The following is an 18,145-nucleotide window of genomic DNA, read 5'->3' as shown; positions in this document are numbered from 1 at the left end:
TCGGCTGGCGGCCGTCGACCCTTCGAGACGCGCTTCGCGCTCCTCAGGGTGACGGTCCGAGAGGGGCGCGTGTTGTCAATCTCCGAAACAACGAAGCCGCCCCGATGGGCGGCTTCGCGATACGTTTGCTCGTGGCGCGCGCGGCTCTAGCCGCCGGTCTCGGCGCTGATGATGTCGCCGAACAGCTCCCACTGGCCGTTCTTGAACTGCATCATCTTGAGCTGCTCGACCGGCGCGAAGTCGGTCGCGCTGGTGTTGATCCGGATGCCGGGGATCAGCGTGTCAGGCGTGAAGTCCTTCAGGCTGGCGGCCTGTTTCATCACGTTCTCGCGCGTCAGGTTGTCGCCTGCCTGCTTCAGCACCTGCACCATGGTCTGCGCCGCGGCGTAGCCATAGACCAAGTTGGCATCGGACAGATTGGCGCCCGGCATGTACTTCTCGGCGAAAGCCATGAACTTCTTCATGCCCTCGTCATTCTTCCATTGCGGATCGGAGGCGTCCTTGAGATAGCCGGCCGACAGCACGCCTTCCGAGGCCTCGAGCCCGGCGGGCTTCATCACCGCGCCGATCGAGATCGAGACGTCGGTCATCACCTGCATCGGCTTCCAGCCGAGCTCGGCGATCTTCTTGATCGCCTGCGCCGCGAATTTCGGCGTCGAGATGTTGACGAACACGTCGGCGCCGGTGTCCTTCAGCTTGACGATGTGGGAATCGATCGACGGCTCCGTGGTCTCGTAGCTTTCCTCGGCGACGATCTTGACGCTCGACTTGTCGAGCACCTCCTTGAGGCCGATCAGGTAGTCCTTGCCGAAATCGTCATTGGCATAGAAGATCGCGACCTTGGCATCGGGCTTGGCCTTCAGGATGTACTTGCCGAAGATCCGCGCCTCGACGCGATAGCTCGGCTGGAAACCCATGGTCCACGGAAAGTCCTTCGGATCGTTCCACTTGCTGGCGCCGGTGGCGAGGAAGAGCTGCGGCACCTTCTTGGCATTGTGATACTTCTGCACCGCGGTCTGGGTCGGCGTGCCCAGCGCGTTGAACACCAGGAACACCTCGTCGCTCTCGATCAGCTTGCGGATCTGCTCCACGGTCTTCGGCGGCGAGTAGCCGTCGTCATAGGAGATCCAGTTGATCTTGCGGCCGTTGATGCCGCCCTGATCGTTGATCATCTTGAAATAGGCTTCCTCGGTCTTGCCGATGACGCCGTAGGCGGAGGCGGGGCCACTATAGGCCTCGACATTGCCGATCTTGATCTCGGTGTCGGAGGCGCCGGTGTCATATTTCTTCTGGGCAAAGGCGGCCTGGGTGGAGAGCAGGCAGAGCGCCGTGGCGGCGGCCAGCAGCGACAGGTTTGTTGTTTTCATAAAGGCAATTTCCTCGAGCTATTTTGGTTGGGGACTCACGCAACGAACCCGCAGCCGGTCCCGGCAGACGGTTGCGGGGTAATTCTTGTCACTGCGAGATCCGGAGCGCGCGACGCGCGCTTCGAGATCACGCCGCGGTATCGGTTGGCTTCGGCTGGCTGAATTGCTGCCGGAGCGTCGGCTTATGAATTTTGCCTGTCGCGTTCCGCGGCAGGGCCTCGATGAACTCGATCAGGCGCGGGCACTTGAACCGCGCCAGATTGGCGTGGCAATGGGCGTGGATCTCGTCCGGCGTCAGCGAATGGCCCGGCTTCACGGCGACCACGGCCATCCCGACCTCGCCCCATTGCTCGTTCGGGATGCCGATCACGGCGGCTTCGGCCACGGCCGCGAGTTGATGCAGTACGCTCTCGACCTCGGCCGGATAGACGTTCTCGCCGCCGGAGATGTACATGTCCTTCCAGCGGTCGACGATGTAGTAGAAGCCTTCCTCGTCGATCCGCGTGGCGTCGCCGGTGTGCAGCCAGCCGTCGGTGAAGGAGGAGGCGTTGGCGTCCGGCCGGTTCCAGTAGCCCGGCGTGATGTTCGGGCCCTTGACCCAGAGCTCGCCGAGCTCGCCGACCGCGGCATCGCTGCCGTCGGGCCGCACGATGCGCACTTCCGTGTGCAGCACCGGCTTGCCGGACGAGCCGGCCTTGCGCGCGGCATCCTCGCGGTCGAGCACCATCACCGCCGGCGAGGTCTCGGTCATGCCGTAGCCCTGTTGCAGCGCGACGCCGCGCGCCTCCCAGGTCTTGAGCAGCGGCACCGGCATCGGCGCGCCGCCGACGCCGCCGATCATCAGGCGGCTGAAATCCGCCGTGGCGAAGGCCGGATGCTGCGCCATGAACTGGTAGATCGCGGGCACGCCGAAGAACACGTTGATGCCTTGCGCGGGATCGCCGATCAGCTTCAGCGCCTCGCCGGGATCGAACGCGCGCATGATCAGCACGGTGCCGCCGGCATGCAGCACCGGGTTAGTGTAGCAATTCAGCCCGCCGGTGTGGAACAGCGGCAGCACTGTCAGCAGCACCGAGGCTGGTGAGATGTAGGCGGGGCCGCCGAGATTGACGCAATTCCAGAACGTCATCCCATGCGTGATGATCGCGCCCTTGGGCTGGCCCGTGGTGCCCGAGGTGTACATGATGGTCGAGATGTCATCGAGCGTGACCTCCTCGAACCGATCGAGCGGCTTCGCCGCCGCGATGCCGGCCTCATAGGCCCCGCCCGGACCGAGCCGCACGGTCGACGCGACGTCGCAGAGCTTTGCGACCGCAAGCGCGGTCTCGGCGAGGTCGTCGTCATGGATCATCACCTTGGGCGCGGCGTCGCCGGTGATGTAGCGCAGTTCAGGGACGGTGAGGCGGGTGTTGAGCGGCAGGAAGATCGCGCCGATCCGGAAGCAGGCGAACTGCACCTCCAGCGCATCTGATGTGTTCAGCGCCAGCACCGCGACGCGGTCGCCATTGGCAACCTTCAGCCCGTCGCGCAGATGGGCGGCGAGCCGCGACACGCGGGCGTCGAGCTCCGCGTAGGTGAAGCGGCGTCCGCTTGCGAGATCGACCAGCGCCATCTTGTCCGGCGTGCGCCGGCGATGATGCGCGATCCAGTCGTAGTAACGAACCGGCACATGTCCCTCCTCTGGAACGGCAGTCTTGCGCCGCCTGTTCCTGGCTCGATTGATGCCATGAATTGGCAGTGGAGGGGGCGTATCGGGATACTGTCTTGCGTTTAGTGGCTGGCAGGTGGCCGGATGGAAACCCGGTCCGCCGGACAGCCACTCGACGCAAGTGAACAGGGAAAAATCCGGACATCGTCGAGCGCGAGAATCAACGGAGCACGCGGATGGCAAACCCGTTCTACACCGCCGAGCACGAGGCCTTTCGCGAGGTGATGCGGCGCTTTGTGGCGAAGGAAATCGAGCCTTATGCCCATCAATGGGACGAGGAGGGCGAGTTTCCGCGCGAGCTCTACGCCAAGGCGTCCGACATCGGGCTGCTCGGCCTCGGTTTCCCCGAGGAATATGGCGGGATCGCCGCCGACCAGTTCATGAGGATCGTGGCCTCGCAGGAGCTGGCGCGCGCCGGCGCCGGCGGCGTCTCCTCGAGCCTGATGAGCCACACCATCGGCTCGCCGCCGATTGCCCGTGCCGCCCGGCCCGAGGTCAAGGCCCGGGTGCTGCCGGAGGTGCTTGCGGGCAGGAAGATCTCCGCGCTGGCGATCACCGAGCCGAGCGGCGGCTCCGATGTCGCAAACCTTCGCACCAAGGCGCGGCGCGACGGCGACCATTATGTCGTTAGCGGCGAGAAAACCTTCATCACCTCGGGGATGCGCGCCGACTATCTGACGGTCGCGGTGCGCACCGGCGGCGAGGGCCCCGGCGGCGTCAGCCTGCTCTTGATCCAGGGCAATACGCCCGGCCTCTCCCGCACCAAGCTGAAGAAGATGGGCTGGTGGGCGTCGGATACCGCGACACTTCATTTCGACGAGTGCCGCGTGCCGGTCGAGAATTTGATCGGCGAGGAAGGGCAGGGCTTCAAGATCATCATGCAGAACTTCAACAGCGAGCGCATGGGCATGGCGGCGAGCTGCACCGCCTATGCGCGGGTCTGCCTCGACGAGGCGATCGCCTACGCCAAGGAGCGCAAGACGTTCGGCAAGCCGATCGCACAGCACCAGGTCATCAGGCACAAGATCGTCGACATGGCGCAGAAGGTCGCGGCCTCGCAGGCGATGCTGGAGATGCTGGCGTGGCGGCTCGGCCAGGGCGAAAGCCCGGTTGCCGAGATCTGCATGATGAAGAACCAGGCGACGCAGACCATGGCGCATTGCGCCTCCGAGGCGGTGCAGATCTTCGGCGGTGCCGGCTTCATGCGCGGCATCAAGGTCGAGCGCATCTACCGCGAGGTCAAGGTCAACGCCATCGGCGGCGGCACCGAGGAGATCATGAAGGATCTCGCATCAAGGCAAATGGGATTGTGACAAACTTGCCCGTCATTCCCCGGTGCGCAATTGCGCACCTGAGGGCTCGCGAAGCCAGAGCCCGGAAACCATCGGGCAGCAGATTCGAGGTTAAATGGATTCCGGGCTCGATGCTTCGCATCGCCGCGGAATGACGAGGACAAAGGGAAACATGCTCTTCACCGCCGACCATGACGAACCCCGCCGGCTCTTGCAAAAATTCATCGCGGCCGAGATCAATCCCCATGTCGACGAATGGGAGAAGGCCGACATCTTCCCGGCGCATGAGCTGTTCAAGAAGCTCGGCGGTCTCGGCTTCCTCGGCCTCAACAAGCCGGTCGAGTTCGGCGGCCAGGGGCTGGACTATTCCTACGCGCTGATGATGGCCGAGGAGCTCGGCGCCATCACCTGCGGCGGCGTGCCGATGGCGATCGGGGTGCAGACCGACATGGCGACGCCGGCGCTGGCGCGGTTCGGCTCGGACGAGGTGCGGCGTGAATTCCTCGTGCCGGCGATCGCGGGCGACCAGGTCGCCTGCATCGGCGTCTCCGAGCCCGGCGCCGGCTCCGACGTCGCCTCGATCAAGACCCATGCGCGCTCCGACGGTGACGACTACGTCATCAACGGCGGCAAGATGTGGATCACCAACGGCACCCAGGCCGACTGGATCTGCCTGCTCGCCAACACCAGCGACGGCCAGGTCCATCGCAACAAGTCGCTGATCTGCGTGCCGATGAAAACCAAGGGTGTCCAAATCGCGCGAAAACTCGACAAGCTCGGCATGCGCTCGTCGGATACCGCGCAGATCTTCTTCGACAATGTCCGGGTGCCGAAGCGCAACCGGATCGGCGAGGAGGGCAAGGGCTTCACCTATCAGATGATCCAGTTCCAGGAGGAGCGGCTGTGGGGCGCGGCGGCCTGCCTGAAGGCGCATGAGTTCATCATCAATGAGACCATCGAGTACACCCGCAACCGCAAGGCGTTCGGCAGCTCAATCCTCGACAACCAGGTGGTGCACTTCAAGCTCGCGGAGATGCAGACCGAGGTCGAGCTGCTGCGCTCGCTGATCTATCGCGCCGGCGAGGCGCTGGTCGCCGGCGAGGACGTGACCCGGCTCGCGACCATGGCGAAATTGAAGGCCGGCCGGCTCGGCCGCGAGCTCACCGATGCCTGCCTGCAATATTGGGGCGGCATGGGCTTCACCAACGAGACGCCGGTCAGCCGGGCCTATCGCGACAGCCGCCTGACCTCGATCGGCGGCGGTGCCGACGAGGTCATGCTCATGGTATTGTGCAAGATGATGGGCACGCTGCCTGGCCTGAAGAAGGGAAACGCCTGATGATCACGCTCTATCACTGCGACGCCGCGCGCTCGTTCCGCCCGCTGTGGATGCTGGAGGAGCTCGGGCTGCCCTATGAGCTGAAGATGCTGCCGTTCCCGCCGCGCGTGTTCGCCAAGGAATATCTCGCCCTCAATCCGCTCGGCACCATCCCGTTCATGGTCGACGGCGACACGAAGATGACGGAGTCCTCCGGCATCTGCCATTATCTCGGCACCAAATACGGTCCGACGCCGCTGATCGTAGGCCCCGACGAGCCGGCCTATGGCGCGTTCCTGAACTGGATGTATTTTTCGGATGCAACGCTGACCTTTCCGCAGACATTGGTGCTCCGCTACAGCCAGCTCGAGCCGGAGGAGCGGCGCAACCCGCAGGTCTCGGGCGATTATGCAAAATGGTTCCTGGGCCGCCTGCGTGCCGTGGAGGCCGCCGCAGGGAAGTCGGAATTCCTCTGCGCGGAACGCTTCACCGCCGCCGACATCGCCAATGGCTATGCGCTCCGGCTCGCCAGCAATATCGGCCTCGCCAAGGACTTCGGGCCGAATGTCGCGGCCTATTGGGCGCGGTTGCAGCAGCGCGAAGGTTACCAGCGCGCGGTGGCGTCGGAGCAGAAAGCCGGGCTGGAACAGAACGTTGCGCCGCGGGCGCGGCCTTGAGCGTGCCGGCGTCGATGTGTCCCGGAATTGATCCAGCGCATCGGTGACAGCTTGCGAATTTGCGCTATGGTAGCTCCGCCGCAGCGGCCTCAAGAGCCGCGCGAGGAGGAACCGCCATGGACGCGATCGTGGACGCGAAGTGCCAGAAATCCGGCCAGCAGCAGTCCGGCCACCGGATGCTGATCACGCCGGAACGGGTGTTCTATGCCGGGCTGCTCGGCCGGCCGCGCGAGCGATGTCCCGGCGCATTCCATGTCTATGTCGCGATCCGCGACGGCTTGCATCTGTCGACCAGCGAAGGCCGCGAGTCCCATGGCGAACTCGCGGTGACGATGCCGAATCTGCGCCACACCATCACCAGCGAATATCGTTCGGCGATTTGCGTGGCGATCGAGCCGGAGAGCGTGCGCGACGGCACGCTGGAGACGGTCGCCCGCCGCCTGCAAGGACCGGACTCGCACCATTTCGCCAATCGCATCCGCTCAGCCTATGCGACGCTGGCCGAGATGCAGCATCGCGACACGATCGCCAATGCCGAGTTCGACACCATGTGCTTCGGCGACGCACTGCCGCAGCGCATGCTCGATCCGCGCGTGGTGCGCGCGATCGGCCGCATCGGGCAGTTCTCCGGCGAGCCGGTGACCGCGGCAGGCTGCGCCACTGATGCCGGGCTGTCGCCGTCGCGCTTCCTGCATCTGTTCAAGGAGGAGACCGGGATCTCGTTCCGCTCCTTCCGCGCCTGGAAGCGCGCGCGGCATCTGCTGCACTTCGCCAACCAGGACATCAACCTCGCGCATCTCGCGCAGGATATCGGCTATCCCGACAGCACTCATTTCAGCCACTCGATCCGCCGTTTCTACGGCCTGAAGCCGCGCGCCATCTTCTCCGGCTCGCGCGATCTCGCGATCTACCGGACGGGGCAAGAGCGCGCGCTGACGTGACCACATACGCAGAACTGCCTCTCCCCTTGTGGGAGAGGCCGGATTGCATCGCCGGATGCAATCCGGGTGAGGGGTGCGGTCTCTCGAGGGACCTGAACCCCTCACCCGGATTTTCCGCTGGCGCGTAAAATCCGACCTCTCCCAGAAGGGAGAGGTGAAGATGGCTCACAAATTCGCGCCCTGAATGACTTCGCCGAAGCGCAGCCATCCCGGCCCTTCGATCCGCTGCAGCTGCAGCTGTTGCAGCGGGTGGTGATTGGTCGGGCTGGTGTTGACCTTGATGCCGGGCAACAGCGTCGGGACATAGACGTCCCTGAGATTGTTCGCCTGCGCCATGATGTTGTCGCGGCTGAAATTGCCCTTGCACTGCTCGAGCACGATCTTGAGCACGTTCGCCACCATATAGGCGTAGAGGTTGTAGCCTTCCTTCGGATTGCCGTCGGGGAAGTATTTTTCCATGAAGGCGAGGAAATCCTTCACACCTTGGTCATTGGCCCAGGCCGGATCGGCAACGTCCTTGATGTAGGCCGATGAGATCGTGCCCTGCGCCTTGTCGAGGCCGACGGGGATGATGGTCGAAGACAGCGACGCAGCGCCGCTGGCGATGAAATGCATCGGCTTCCAGCCGAGCTCGTAGATCTTGCGGATCGACTGCGCGCAGAACTTTGCCGTGGTGCCCGAGATCAGCACGTCGGGGTTGGCGCCGCGCAGCGCAACGATCTGGGAATCGATGGTGGGATCGGTGACCTCGTGCGAGGCCACCACGGCCGATGTCGCGAACCGTTCGCCCAGCACATCCTTGGTGCCGGCGACGAAATCCTTGCCGAGATCGTCGTTCTGGTAGAGCACCGCGAACTTCGCGTCCTTGTGTTGGCTCAGCGCATATTTGACGAACACCTGGGCCTCGGTCCGCGCGCTGGGCGCAAAGCCCATGGTCCACGGATAGGACTTGTAGTCGCCCCATTTGTCGCCATTCACCGACAGGAACAGATGCGGCACCTTCGCCGCGTTGATGTATTTGACGACGGCAGAATTCGGCGCGGTGCCGAGCATGTTGAATAGGAAAGCGACATTGTCGCTCTCGATCAGGCGGCGCACCTGCTCGACCGTCTTCGCCGGATTGAACGCATCGTCGTAATAAATGTACTTGATCTGCCGGCCGGCGATGCCGCCCTGCTCGTTCAGCATCTTGAAATAGGCTTCCTGGCAGCGCGCTTGGACGCCGAGCGCGGACACCGGGCCGCTGAGCGACGTGGTGCTGCCGATCCTGATCTCGGTCGCGGTGACGCCTGGCGTGTCGTCGGCAAGCGAGGGCCGGAGACCTGCGACAGCGGCAAGTCCCGCGCCTGCCGCGCCGGTGAGCCATGAGCGCCGGTTGATCGAGATCATGACGTCCTCCCCGTGATGCCGGCTTGTTGCGCCGCTTCTGCTTGGCCCGAAGCCTACGCGTCACGTGGGCAGGGCGTCTTGTGTTAACCGGCTGGCGACGAATTGCGGCGTGATCGCATTCACTTAGCCAGTCAACGCAAGATGGCGCGAAGACAAATTTCTCATCATGGGAACATCAGCAGCGCAGGTGCGCTGCAAAGCGGACAACAGACCATGAGCGACAAGGCCGTCATCACCTGCGCGCTGAACGGCGTGCTTACCGACCCGAAGCAGCACAACGTTCCGGTGACGCCGGAAGAGATGGCGCGCGAGGCCAAGGCGGCGTTCAACGCCGGCGCCAGCGTCATGCACATCCATCTGCGTCAGCAGGAGCCGAACAAGGGCCATTTGCCGTCATGGGACGTCGGCGTCAGCAAGGAGATCCAGCAGGCGATCCGCGAGGCCTGCCCCGGCGTGATCATCAACCACACCACCGGCACTTCGGGCCCCAACTACCAGGGCGCGCTCGACTGCGTGCGCGAGACCAGGCCCGAGATCGCGGCCTGCAACGCCGGTTCGCTGAATTACCTGAAGGTGAAGGCCGACAACACCTGGGCCTGGCCGCCGATGATGTTCGATAACGCGGTCGAGAAGGTGCAGGACTATCTCGACGTGATGAAGGTGGCCGGCACCATCCCCGAGTTCGAGTGCTTCGATGTCGGCATCGTGCGCTGCGTCGGGATGTACCGGCAGACCGGCATGTATTCCGGGCCGCTCGAATACAATTTGGTCATGGGCGTCGCCTCGGGCATGCCGGCCGATCCGGAGCTGTTGCCGATCCTCTTGAAGTTGAAGGTGCCGGAAGCGCATTGGCAGGTCACCGCGATCGGCCGTGCCGAGATCTGGCCGCTGCACCAGCGCGCCGCCGATCTCGGCGGCCATCTGCGCAGCGGGTTGGAGGATACGTTCTATCTCGACGACGGCACCAAGGTGACGTCGAACGGCCAGCTCGTCGAAGGCCTTGCCGCCTGTGCGCGGCGCGCCGGCCGCGAGATCGCGAGCCCGGCCGAGGCGCGGCAGATCTTTGGGACGAGACACTAGGTCACGCCAGCCGTCATTGCGAGCGTAGCGAAGCAATCCATCTTGCCACTCGAAGACAGAGCGGATTGCTTCGTCGCTTCGCTCCTCGCAATGACGGCTGAGAGGAGAGCCAGACATGGACAATCTCGCAGCAACCGGCGGCGTCACGGGCCCCGGCCGCATCGGACGGGTCGCAATCGGCGACCTGCTGAAGCGCGCCGCGCGGCGGTTTCCCGATCGCGTCGCGCTGACCGACGGTAAGCGGCAAGTCACCTTCACCGAGCTCGAGCGCGACGCCAATCGCTTCGCCAATCATTTGGTGCAGCGCGGGCTGAAGCCGGGCGAGAAGATCTCGACCATCTGCAACAACTCCGTCGAGTTCGTCAAAGCGCTGTTCGGCATCCATCGCGCCGGCCTGGTCTGGGTGCCGATCAACACCATGCTCGGGCCGTCCGACATGGACTACATTCTCGGTCATGCCGAGGTCCGCTTTGCCATCATCGACGACAATCTCCATGCCCAGGCCGATCGGCGCGCCGCGCTGGAAGCGCGTGGCATGGAGATGATCGCGATCGACCTGACCGGCAACGCCGGCAAGACCGGCTTGCAGGAGTTCAACGGGCTCCTGAATGGGCAGTCCGACATCGAACCCGACATCGAGATCAACGATCGCGATCTCGCGATGATCATCTACACGTCGGGCACGACGTCGCGGCCGAAAGGCGCGATGCATTGCCATCTCGCCGTCGTCATGGCCGTGATGAGCAACTGCATCGAGATGCAGCTGTCGCGCGCTGACGGGATCACCGGCCAGTTTCCGCTGTTCCACTGCGCCGGCCATGTGCTGCTGCTCAGCTATCTCTCGGTCGGCGGCCGGATGGCGCTGATGCGCGGCTTCGATCCGGTGGTCTGCATGGAGGCGATCGTCCGCGACAAGCTCACGGTGTTCGTCGGCCTGTCGCTGATGTACCAGGCGATCCTCGATCATCCGCGCCGACGCGACTACGATCTGTCGGGCCTGCGCTGCTGTATCTACACCATGGCGCCGATGGGCAAGCCGCTGCTCGAACGCGCCATCGCCGACCTCTGTCCGAACTTCGTGCTGTCGAGCGGCCAGACCGAGATGTATCCGGCGACGACGATGTCGCGGCCCGAAGTGCAGCTCGACCGCTTCGGCAATTACTGGGGTGAATCGCTCATCGTCAACGAGACCGCGATCATGGATGACAATGGCAACCTTTTGCCGCGCGGCGAGATCGGCGAGCTGGTGCATCGCGGGCCCAACGTGATGATGGGCTACTACAAGGACCCGAAGTCGACCGAGGAGGCCCGCAAGTTCGGCTGGCACCATACCGGCGATCTCGCCCTGATCGATGCCAATGGTGAGGTGCTGTTCCTCGACCGCAAGAAGGACATGATCAAGTCGGGCGGCGAGAACGTCGCATCCGTCAAGATCGAGGAGACGCTGCTGGCGCACCCCGCGGTGCAGAACGCCGCCGTGGTCGGCCTGCCGCATCCGCAATGGGGTGAGGCGGTCTCCGCCTTCGTCAAGCTGAAGCCCGGCGCGGTGGCCGACGAGGCCGGGATCGAGGCGCATTGCAGAAGGCATCTCGGAGGCTTCCAGGTGCCGAAGCTGGTGCGTATCCTCGAGGAGATGCCGATGACCGCGACCGGCAAGCTGCGCAAGGTCGAGCTGCGACAGCAATTCAGTGGGCATTTTGTGGAGCGCGCCTAGTGGCCATCATCGAGAACACGATTTCCACCGGCAGCGCCGGCTTTCAGGGCAATCGCGACGGCATGCTCGCGCTGATCGCCCGGATGCGGGGGCTTGAGGAGCGGACGCGCGCGGCGTCGGCCGCGGCAAAGGACCGCTTCCACAAGCGCGGACAACTCTTGCCGCGCGAGCGCGTCGCGCTGGTGCTCGATTCCGGCTCGCCGTTCCTCGAACTGTCGACGCTCGCCGGCTACATGTTCGATGTGCCGGACGCGGACAAGAGCGTGCCCGGCGGCGGCCTGGTTGCCGGCATCGGCTTCGTCTCCGGCATCCGCTGCATGGTCAGCGCCAATGATGCCGGCATCGATGCTGGCGCGCTGCAACCCTACGGCCTCGACAAGACGCTGCGGGTTCAGGAGCTCGCGCTGGAAAACAAGCTGCCCTATGTGCAGCTCGTCGAAAGCGCCGGCGCCAATCTGCTGCGCTACCGGGTCGAGGATTTTGTGCGCGGCGGCAACATCTTCCGCAACCTGGCGCGGCTGTCGGCGGCGGGGCTTCCCGTCGTCACGGTGACGCACGGCTCCTCGACCGCGGGCGGTGCGTACCAGACCGGGCTTTCCGACTACATCGTGATGGTGCGCGGCCGCACCCGCGCCTTCCTCGCCGGGCCGCCGCTGCTCAAGGCTGCGACCGGCGAGATCGCGACCGAGGAAGAGCTCGGCGGCGCCGAGATGCACACCCAAATCTCCGGCCTCGGCGATTATCTCGCCGAGGACGACCGCGATGCGCTGCGCATCGCACGCGAGATCATGGCCAAGCTGCCCTGGGATCGGCCGATATCCGAACCAGCCGCGTTCAAGCCGCCGCGCTATGACGCCGAGGAGCTGCTCGGCATCATGCCGATGGATCACAAGCGGCCGGTCGACATGCGCCAGGCGATCGCGCGCTTCATCGATGATTCCGACTTCACCGAGTTCGGCGCCAATTACGGCCCGGCGACGGTCTGCGGTCATGCCCGCATCGAAGGACAGGCGATCGGCATCATCACCAACAACGGCCCGCTCGATGTGCCTGGTGCCAACAAGGCGACGCATTTCATCCAGGCCTGCTGCCAGTCGCGCACGCCGATCCTCTATATGAACAACACCACCGGCTACATGGTGGGCAAGGCCTATGAAGAGGCCGGCATGATCAAGCACGGCTCCAAGATGATCCAGGCGGTGACCTCGGCGACGGTGCCGCAGATCACGCTGTATTGCGGGGCCTCGTTCGGCGCCGGCAATTACGGTATGTGCGGCCGCGGCTTCCATCCGCGCTTCTGCTTCTCCTGGCCGAACGCCAAGACGGCCGTAATGGGCGGCGAGCAGGCCGCCGAAACCATGGCGATCGTCACCGAAGCTGCCGCGGCGCGGCGCGGCAAGCCGATCGAGAAGGAGAAGCTCGAGGCGATGAAGGCGCAGATTACGGGCGTATTCGACGGCCAGATGGATGTGTTCTCGACCAGCGCCCGCGTGCTCGACGACGGCGTGATCGATCCGCGCGATACGCGCACGGTGCTGTCGGAGGTGCTTGCGATCTGCCGCGAGGCCGAGGCGCGCACCCCGCAGCGCATGCAGTTCTCGGTGGCGCGGCCATGAGCGGTACCACCGTGAAGCGGACGCCGTTCTTCAAGATACTGGTCGCCAACCGCGGTGAGATCGCGCTGCGCATCATGAGTACCGCGCGGCGGCTCGGCTATGGCGTCGTCGCGGTCTATTCGGATGCCGATCGCGACGCGCTGCATGTGCGCGCGGCCGACCAGGCGGTGCGGATCGGCGAGGCGCTGCCGGCGCAATCCTATCTGAAGATCGACGCGATCATCGCAGCTGCCAAGGCAAGCGGCGCCGGTGCGGTGCATCCCGGCTACGGCTTCCTCGCCGAGAACGAGGATTTTGCGCAAGCCTGCCGCGATGCAGGGCTGGTGTTCATCGGCCCGTCGCCGGAAGCGATCCTGGCGATGGGCAACAAGGCCGGCGCCAAGGACATCATGCAGAGGGCCGGCGTGCCCTGTGTGCCCGGCTATCAGGGGGCCGACCAGAGCGATGCCGTGATGCTGGCTGAAGCCAAGGCGATCGGCTTCCCCGTGATGATCAAGGCGGTCGCAGGTGGCGGCGGCCGCGGCATGCGACTGGTCGCGGACGCCGCGGCGTTTCCCGATGCGCTGCGCAGCGCGCGCTCGGAGGCGCAGGGCGCGTTCGGCGATCCCACCGTCATCCTCGAACGCGCGATCGTCGATCCGCGCCACATCGAGATCCAGGTGTTTGGCGACCGCCATGGCAACGCGATCCATCTCGGCGAGCGCGACTGCTCGGTGCAGCGGCGGCACCAGAAGCTGATCGAGGAGGCGCCGTCGCCGGCGGTGACGCTGGAGCTGCGCGCGCGTATGGGCGCGGTCGCGGTGCAGGCCGTCAAGGCGATCGGCTACGAGGGTGCCGGCACGCTCGAATTCCTGCTCGATCGCGCCGGCAATTTCTACTTCATGGAGATGAACACGCGGCTTCAGGTCGAGCATCCCGTCACCGAGGCGATCACCGGGCTCGATCTGGTCGAATTGCAGCTTCGTGTCGCCCGCGGCGAGCCGCTTGGCGTGAAGCAGGAGGACATCAACTTCTCCGGTCATGCGATCGAGGTGCGGCTCTGCTCAGAGGATGCCGGGCACGACTTCATGCCGCAATCCGGCACCATGGCGCGGTGGCAGATGCCTGACGGCGTCCGCGTCGAGCACGCACTCAAGTCCGGCTCGGAGATTCCGCCGTTCTATGATTCGATGATCGCCAAGGTCATCAGCCATGGCACCACCCGCGACGAGGCGCGCGGCAAGCTGATCTCTGCCCTGGAGCAGGTGACGGCGTTCGGCGTCACCACCAATCAGGGCTTTCTGATCGACTGTCTGCGCCATCCGGTCTTCGCCAAGGGCGAGGCGACCACGGCCTTCATCGGCAACAACCGCGATGTCTTGCTGGCGCCGCGGCCGGATCGCGGCAGCGACCTCGCGCTCGCGGCGCTGCTGCTCTATGTCACCAACCCGCACGCGCCGCCATGGCAGCGCGGCCGGTCGCTGGCGGCGACGTTCCCGCTCGGCTTGCGGATCGATCTCGGTTACGGCGTGCAGGAGATCGAGATCGTCCGCGAGCGCGACGGCAGCTATTTCGCGACCCGCAATGGCGATCGCTTCAACTTCGTGATCGACGAGCTCGATCAGGACAGCATCCGCTTCCACCACGACGGTGTGATGGAGCAGGCCAGATTCCTGCGCGATGCCGACCGCCTCCATATTTTGCACCGCGGCGTCACGCTGTCGGCGCGCGATCTCACGCTCGCGCCGCCCGAGAGCGCGTCAGCCGCCGGCGGTGACGGCAAGGTCCGCGCCGCCATGAACGGCCGGGTCGTCGCGGTGCTGGTGAAGGCCGGCGACAAGGTCGCGGCGGGGCAGCCGGTGATGACGCTGGAGGCGATGAAGATGGAGCACGTCCACACCGCCGGCGTCGCGGGCACGGTGTCGGCGATCGACGTCGCCGAGGGCGAGCAGGTGACGACGGGCAAGATCGTGGTCGAGATCGAGGCGGCCGCGTAGATCGAGGCCGCCGCATAAACACTGTCGTCCCGGCCTGGTGCGCAATTGCGCACAGGGGCCGGGGCCCATAACCACCGATCTACCTTGCTGAAGCGCGCTGGAGCTACAGCGGCGCGCAACAATGAGCAACGGTGGTTATGGGTCCCTGCTTTCGCAGGGACGACAGCGGAGTTACTCGCTCCGCCCCGTCCCGTCATTCAGCCAGCACGCGACCTGATGCGCCGTACCAGCCGCCTGCAACATCGGGCGTTCGGTCTTGCAGCGATCGATCGCGTAGGGGCAGCGGGTGTGGAAGGCGCAGCCGGAGGGCGGATTGATCGGGCTCGGCACGTCGCCGTCGATCAAGGGCGCAGTGCGCTTCGCCTTGGGGTCGGCGATCGGCACCGAGGCCAGCAGCGCCTGCGTATAGGGATGCCGCGGATTGGCGAACAGCTCGTGCTTGTCGGCGATCTCGACAATGCGGCCGAGATACATCACGGCGACGCGGTGGCTGATATGGGCGACGACGGCGAGGTCGTGCGCGATGAAGAGGTAGGAGAAATTCTGCTTGCGCTGCAGGTCGATCAAGAGATTGATCACCTGCGCCTGGATCGAGACGTCGAGCGCGGAGACCGGCTCGTCGCAGACGATCAGCCGCGGCCCGAGCGAGAGCGCACGCGCAATGCAGATGCGCTGGCGCTGGCCGCCGGAGAACTGATGCGGAAAGTTCTTCATCTGGTCGGGCCGCAGGCCGACTTGCTGGAACAGTTCCGCGACCCGCTCCTGCTTCTTCGCGCCGGTCGCGATGCCGTGCACGGTCAGCGGCTCGCCGACGATGTCGCCGGCGGTCATGCGCGGGTTGAGCGAGGCGAACGGGTCCTGGAACACGATCTGCATCGAGCGGCGGTAGGGCCGCAGCGCGGTCTTGCTGAGCGGCGCGATGTCCTCGCCGTCGAGCTTGATCGCGCCGCTGGTCGGCTCGACCAGCCGCAGCACGGTGCGCGCCACCGTCGACTTGCCGCAGCCGGATTCGCCGACCAGTCCGAGCGTCTCGCCGGCGCCGAGCGCGAAGCTGACGCCGTCGACTGCGTGCACGGTGCCGACCTGCCGGCGCAGCACGCCGCCGCGCACCGCGTAGTGCTTGACGAGATCGGTGACTTCGAGGAGCGGACGCTGTTCGGTCATGACGCCTCCGCCATCTCGCCGGCGCGCCAGCATGCCGCCCAGTGATTGCTCTTGACCTCGTCGAGCGGCGGATATTCCTGGCGGCAGCGGTCGATCGCGAGCTTGCAGCGCGGCGCGAAGGCGCAGCCGGGCGGCAGCCTGGTCAGCGACGGCACCATGCCGGGGATTTCGACCAGCCGCACATCGGCTTTCGCGTCGGGCGAGGGCACCGCGGGGATCGAAGCCATCAGGCCTCTGGTGTAGGGATGCAGCGGCGTCTCGAACAGGGACTCAACGGTCGCCTCCTCGACCTTCTTGCCGGCGTACATCACGATCACGCGCTGCGCGGTCTGCGCCACGACGCCGAGGTCATGGGTGATCAGGATCAGCCCGGTGCCGAGTCGCTGTTGCAGGTCGACGATCAGCGCCAGGATCTGCGCCTGGATGGTGACGTCGAGCGCCGTGGTCGGCTCGTCGGCGATCAAGAGCGCCGGCCGGCAGGCCAGCGCCATCGCGATCATGGCGCGCTGCCGCATGCCGCCGGAGAGCTGATGCGGATATTCCTGGGCGCGCCGCTCCGGCTCGGGGATGCGCACCAGCCGCAGCATGTCGACGGCCTGTTTCCACGCCTCCTTGCTGCTGACCTTCTGATGCAGCCGCACAGCCTCGATGATCTGGTCGCCGATCCGCATCACCGGATTGAGCGAGGTCATCGGCTCCTGGAAGATCATCGAGATGCGGTTGCCCCTGATGCTGCGCATCGCGGCATCGTCGAGCTTCAGCAAGTCGGTGCCCTCGAGCGTCACCGAGCCGCCGACGATGCGGCCGGGCGGATCGGGCACCAGGCGCATGATCGAGAGCGCACTGACGCTCTTGCCGCAGCCGGATTCGCCGACGATCGCCAAGGTCTCGCCGCGGCGGACCGAGAACGAGACATCGTCGACCGCGCGGAACAGGCCGGAATTGGTGAAGAACACCGTTTGCAGGTTCTTCACGTCGAGAACCGTCTCTGCCGGAATAGCCTCGCTCATCAGCCGCGCTGCCTCGGATCGAGGATGTCGCGCAGTGCGTCGCCGAACAGATTGGTGCCGAACACCGCGAGGCTGATCGCAATGCCGGGGAAGATCACCAGCCACGGCGCGGTGCGGACATATTCGGCGGCGGATTCCGACAGCATACGGCCCCATGATGGGTAAGGTTCGGGAATGCCGAGGCCGAGGAACGACAGTGACGCCTCGGTCAGGATGGTCGAGCCGAGTTGCGCGGTCGCAAGCACGATCAGCGGTGCGATGGTGTTCGGCAGCACGTGGCGCAGCGCGATCCGCATCTCGCTCATGCCGATCGATTTGGCGGCTTCCACGAACGGCTGCTCGCGCAGCGCCAGCGTGTTGGCCCGGATCACGCGCGCAACGGTCGGGATCAAGGGAATCGCAATCGCGAGGATCACGTTCGGCAGCGAAGGGCCGAGCGCTGCCGTCATCACGAGCGCGAGCACCAGCAGCGGCAGCGACTGCAGGATGTCGGTCACCCGCTGGAACACGAGGTCGACCCAGCCGGAGAGATAGCCGGAGGCAAGGCCCACGATCACGCCGAGCGTGGCGCCGAGTGTCGTGGAGCCGATGCCGACCGCAAGCGAGATCCGCGCGCCGTGGATGATGCGGCTCCAGACGTCGCGGCCGAAGGAATCCGTGCCGAACCAATGCAGCATCGAGGGCGGTGCCAAGCGGTGCGCGGAATCGACGGTAAGCGGATCGTAACGGCTGATCAGATCGGCAAAGATCGCAGTCAGCACGAACAGCAGCATGATGATGAGGCCGACCGTGCCGAGCACATGGCGCTGCGCGAGGAACGCCAGCCGCCCCCAGCCGCCGGTGGCGTTGGCCCCGGCGCGTCGCAATTCGCTGTCGAAATTGATCGTCGCCAT

The 18,145-nt window shown here is 65.3% G+C and carries 14 protein-coding genes; 8 read left to right on the top strand and 6 right to left on the bottom strand.

What is annotated here, in order from left to right:
* Window positions 1–146 precede the first annotated feature (146 nt).
* On the bottom strand, window positions 147–1,367 hold the full coding sequence (locus BI327_RS28570; protein WP_076864605.1) for an ABC transporter substrate-binding protein: 1,221 nt from the start codon (window positions 1,365–1,367) through the stop codon (window positions 147–149).
* A 127-nt stretch (window positions 1,368–1,494) separates the two neighbouring features.
* On the bottom strand, window positions 1,495–3,036 hold the full coding sequence (locus tag BI327_RS28565) for an acyl-CoA synthetase (RefSeq protein WP_076864604.1): 1,542 nt from the start codon (window positions 3,034–3,036) through the stop codon (window positions 1,495–1,497).
* Between the two features lie 215 nt (window positions 3,037–3,251).
* On the opposite strand from BI327_RS28565, the gene BI327_RS28560 reads away from it, so the two are divergent.
* The 4 genes from BI327_RS28560 (at window position 3,252) to BI327_RS28545 (ending at window position 7,303) form a co-directional block, all read left to right on the top strand.
* Window positions 3,252–4,388, top strand: a complete 1,137-nt coding sequence (locus tag BI327_RS28560; RefSeq protein ID WP_076864603.1) for an acyl-CoA dehydrogenase family protein — start codon at window positions 3,252–3,254, stop codon at window positions 4,386–4,388.
* A 151-nt stretch (window positions 4,389–4,539) separates the two neighbouring features.
* Window positions 4,540–5,706 carry an acyl-CoA dehydrogenase family protein gene (locus BI327_RS28555; protein WP_076864841.1) on the top strand — a complete coding sequence of 389 codons (1,167 nt, stop codon included), beginning with the start codon at window positions 4,540–4,542 and terminating at the stop codon, window positions 5,704–5,706.
* On the top strand, window positions 5,706–6,362 hold the full coding sequence (locus BI327_RS28550) for a glutathione S-transferase family protein (protein ID WP_076864602.1): 657 nt from the start codon (window positions 5,706–5,708) through the stop codon (window positions 6,360–6,362). Before BI327_RS28555 ends, BI327_RS28550 begins: the two co-directional genes overlap by 1 nt.
* A gap of 116 nt (window positions 6,363–6,478) precedes the next feature.
* Window positions 6,479–7,303 (top strand): helix-turn-helix domain-containing protein, encoded by an 825-nt coding sequence (locus BI327_RS28545; protein WP_076864601.1) that lies wholly within the window; start codon window positions 6,479–6,481, stop codon window positions 7,301–7,303.
* 165 nt (window positions 7,304–7,468) lie between these two features.
* Here BI327_RS28545 and BI327_RS28540 read toward each other — a convergent pair whose 3' ends face one another.
* Window positions 7,469–8,692, bottom strand: coding sequence for an ABC transporter substrate-binding protein (locus tag BI327_RS28540; protein ID WP_076864600.1), 1,224 nt, complete (start codon window positions 8,690–8,692; stop codon window positions 7,469–7,471).
* 213 nt (window positions 8,693–8,905) lie between these two features.
* Here BI327_RS28540 and BI327_RS28535 point away from each other — a divergent pair, with 213 nt between their 5' ends.
* The 4 genes from BI327_RS28535 to BI327_RS28520 all read left to right on the top strand — a co-directional run bounded on the left by BI327_RS28535 (window position 8,906) and on the right by BI327_RS28520 (window position 15,078).
* Complete coding sequence (locus tag BI327_RS28535) at window positions 8,906–9,772, top strand: BKACE family enzyme (RefSeq protein WP_076864599.1); 867 nt, start codon at window positions 8,906–8,908, stop codon at window positions 9,770–9,772.
* A gap of 115 nt (window positions 9,773–9,887) precedes the next feature.
* Window positions 9,888–11,486, top strand: a complete 1,599-nt coding sequence (locus BI327_RS28530; protein WP_076864598.1) for an AMP-binding protein — start codon at window positions 9,888–9,890, stop codon at window positions 11,484–11,486.
* Window positions 11,486–13,102: an acyl-CoA carboxylase subunit beta gene (locus BI327_RS28525; protein WP_076864597.1), complete on the top strand. Its 1,617-nt coding sequence runs from the start codon at window positions 11,486–11,488 to the stop codon at window positions 13,100–13,102. Before BI327_RS28530 ends, BI327_RS28525 begins: the two co-directional genes overlap by 1 nt.
* Entirely contained in the window at window positions 13,099–15,078 is a 1,980-nt protein-coding gene (locus tag BI327_RS28520; protein WP_076864596.1) for an acetyl/propionyl/methylcrotonyl-CoA carboxylase subunit alpha, read from the top strand. The genes BI327_RS28525 and BI327_RS28520 overlap by 4 nt, the downstream gene beginning before the upstream one ends.
* A gap of 171 nt (window positions 15,079–15,249) precedes the next feature.
* On the opposite strand, the gene BI327_RS28515 is transcribed toward BI327_RS28520, so the two are convergent.
* Genes BI327_RS28515 through BI327_RS28505 form a run of 3 tightly spaced genes read right to left on the bottom strand, consistent with a single transcriptional unit; the run spans window position 15,250 to window position 18,145 of the window.
* Window positions 15,250–16,242: an ABC transporter ATP-binding protein gene (locus BI327_RS28515; RefSeq protein WP_076864840.1), complete on the bottom strand. Its 993-nt coding sequence runs from the start codon at window positions 16,240–16,242 to the stop codon at window positions 15,250–15,252.
* Window positions 16,239–17,252, bottom strand: a complete 1,014-nt coding sequence (locus BI327_RS28510; protein WP_076864595.1) for an ABC transporter ATP-binding protein — start codon at window positions 17,250–17,252, stop codon at window positions 16,239–16,241. The genes BI327_RS28515 and BI327_RS28510 overlap by 4 nt, the downstream gene beginning before the upstream one ends.
* The gene (locus BI327_RS28505; RefSeq protein ID WP_076864594.1) at window positions 17,252–18,145 is read right to left on the bottom strand and encodes an ABC transporter permease; all 894 of its coding nucleotides are present in this window, start codon (window positions 18,143–18,145) and stop codon (window positions 17,252–17,254) included. Before BI327_RS28505 ends, BI327_RS28510 begins: the two co-directional genes overlap by 1 nt.

Origin of the sequence: Bradyrhizobium mercantei (assembly GCF_001982635.1) — a bacterium.
GTDB classification, from domain to species: domain Bacteria; phylum Pseudomonadota; class Alphaproteobacteria; order Rhizobiales; family Xanthobacteraceae; genus Bradyrhizobium; species Bradyrhizobium mercantei.
The sequence above is the reverse complement of the archived record's forward strand: the minus strand, read 5'-3'. Positions and strand labels throughout refer to the sequence as shown.

Bases quoted from the DNA above. Each gene is read 5' to 3' on its own strand.
- BI327_RS28570 (WP_076864605.1), bottom strand. From the start codon at position 1,367: ATGAAAACAACAAACCTGTCGCTGCTGGCCGCCGCCACGGCGCTCTGC.
- BI327_RS28560 (WP_076864603.1), top strand. From the start codon at position 3,252: ATGGCAAACCCGTTCTACACCGCCGAGCACGAGGCCTTTCGCGAGGTG.
- BI327_RS28555 (WP_076864841.1), top strand. From the start codon at position 4,540: ATGCTCTTCACCGCCGACCATGACGAACCCCGCCGGCTCTTGCAAAAA.
- BI327_RS28550 (WP_076864602.1), top strand. From the start codon at position 5,706: ATGATCACGCTCTATCACTGCGACGCCGCGCGCTCGTTCCGCCCGCTG.
- BI327_RS28545 (WP_076864601.1), top strand. From the start codon at position 6,479: ATGGACGCGATCGTGGACGCGAAGTGCCAGAAATCCGGCCAGCAGCAG.
- BI327_RS28540 (WP_076864600.1), bottom strand. From the start codon at position 8,692: ATGATCTCGATCAACCGGCGCTCATGGCTCACCGGCGCGGCAGGCGCG.
- BI327_RS28535 (WP_076864599.1), top strand. From the start codon at position 8,906: ATGAGCGACAAGGCCGTCATCACCTGCGCGCTGAACGGCGTGCTTACC.
- BI327_RS28530 (WP_076864598.1), top strand. From the start codon at position 9,888: ATGGACAATCTCGCAGCAACCGGCGGCGTCACGGGCCCCGGCCGCATC.
- BI327_RS28520 (WP_076864596.1), top strand. From the start codon at position 13,099: ATGAGCGGTACCACCGTGAAGCGGACGCCGTTCTTCAAGATACTGGTC.
- BI327_RS28515 (WP_076864840.1), bottom strand. From the start codon at position 16,242: ATGACCGAACAGCGTCCGCTCCTCGAAGTCACCGATCTCGTCAAGCAC.
- BI327_RS28510 (WP_076864595.1), bottom strand. From the start codon at position 17,252: ATGAGCGAGGCTATTCCGGCAGAGACGGTTCTCGACGTGAAGAACCTG.
- BI327_RS28505 (WP_076864594.1), bottom strand. From the start codon at position 18,145: ATGGCGACGATCAATTTCGACAGCGAATTGCGACGCGCCGGGGCCAAC.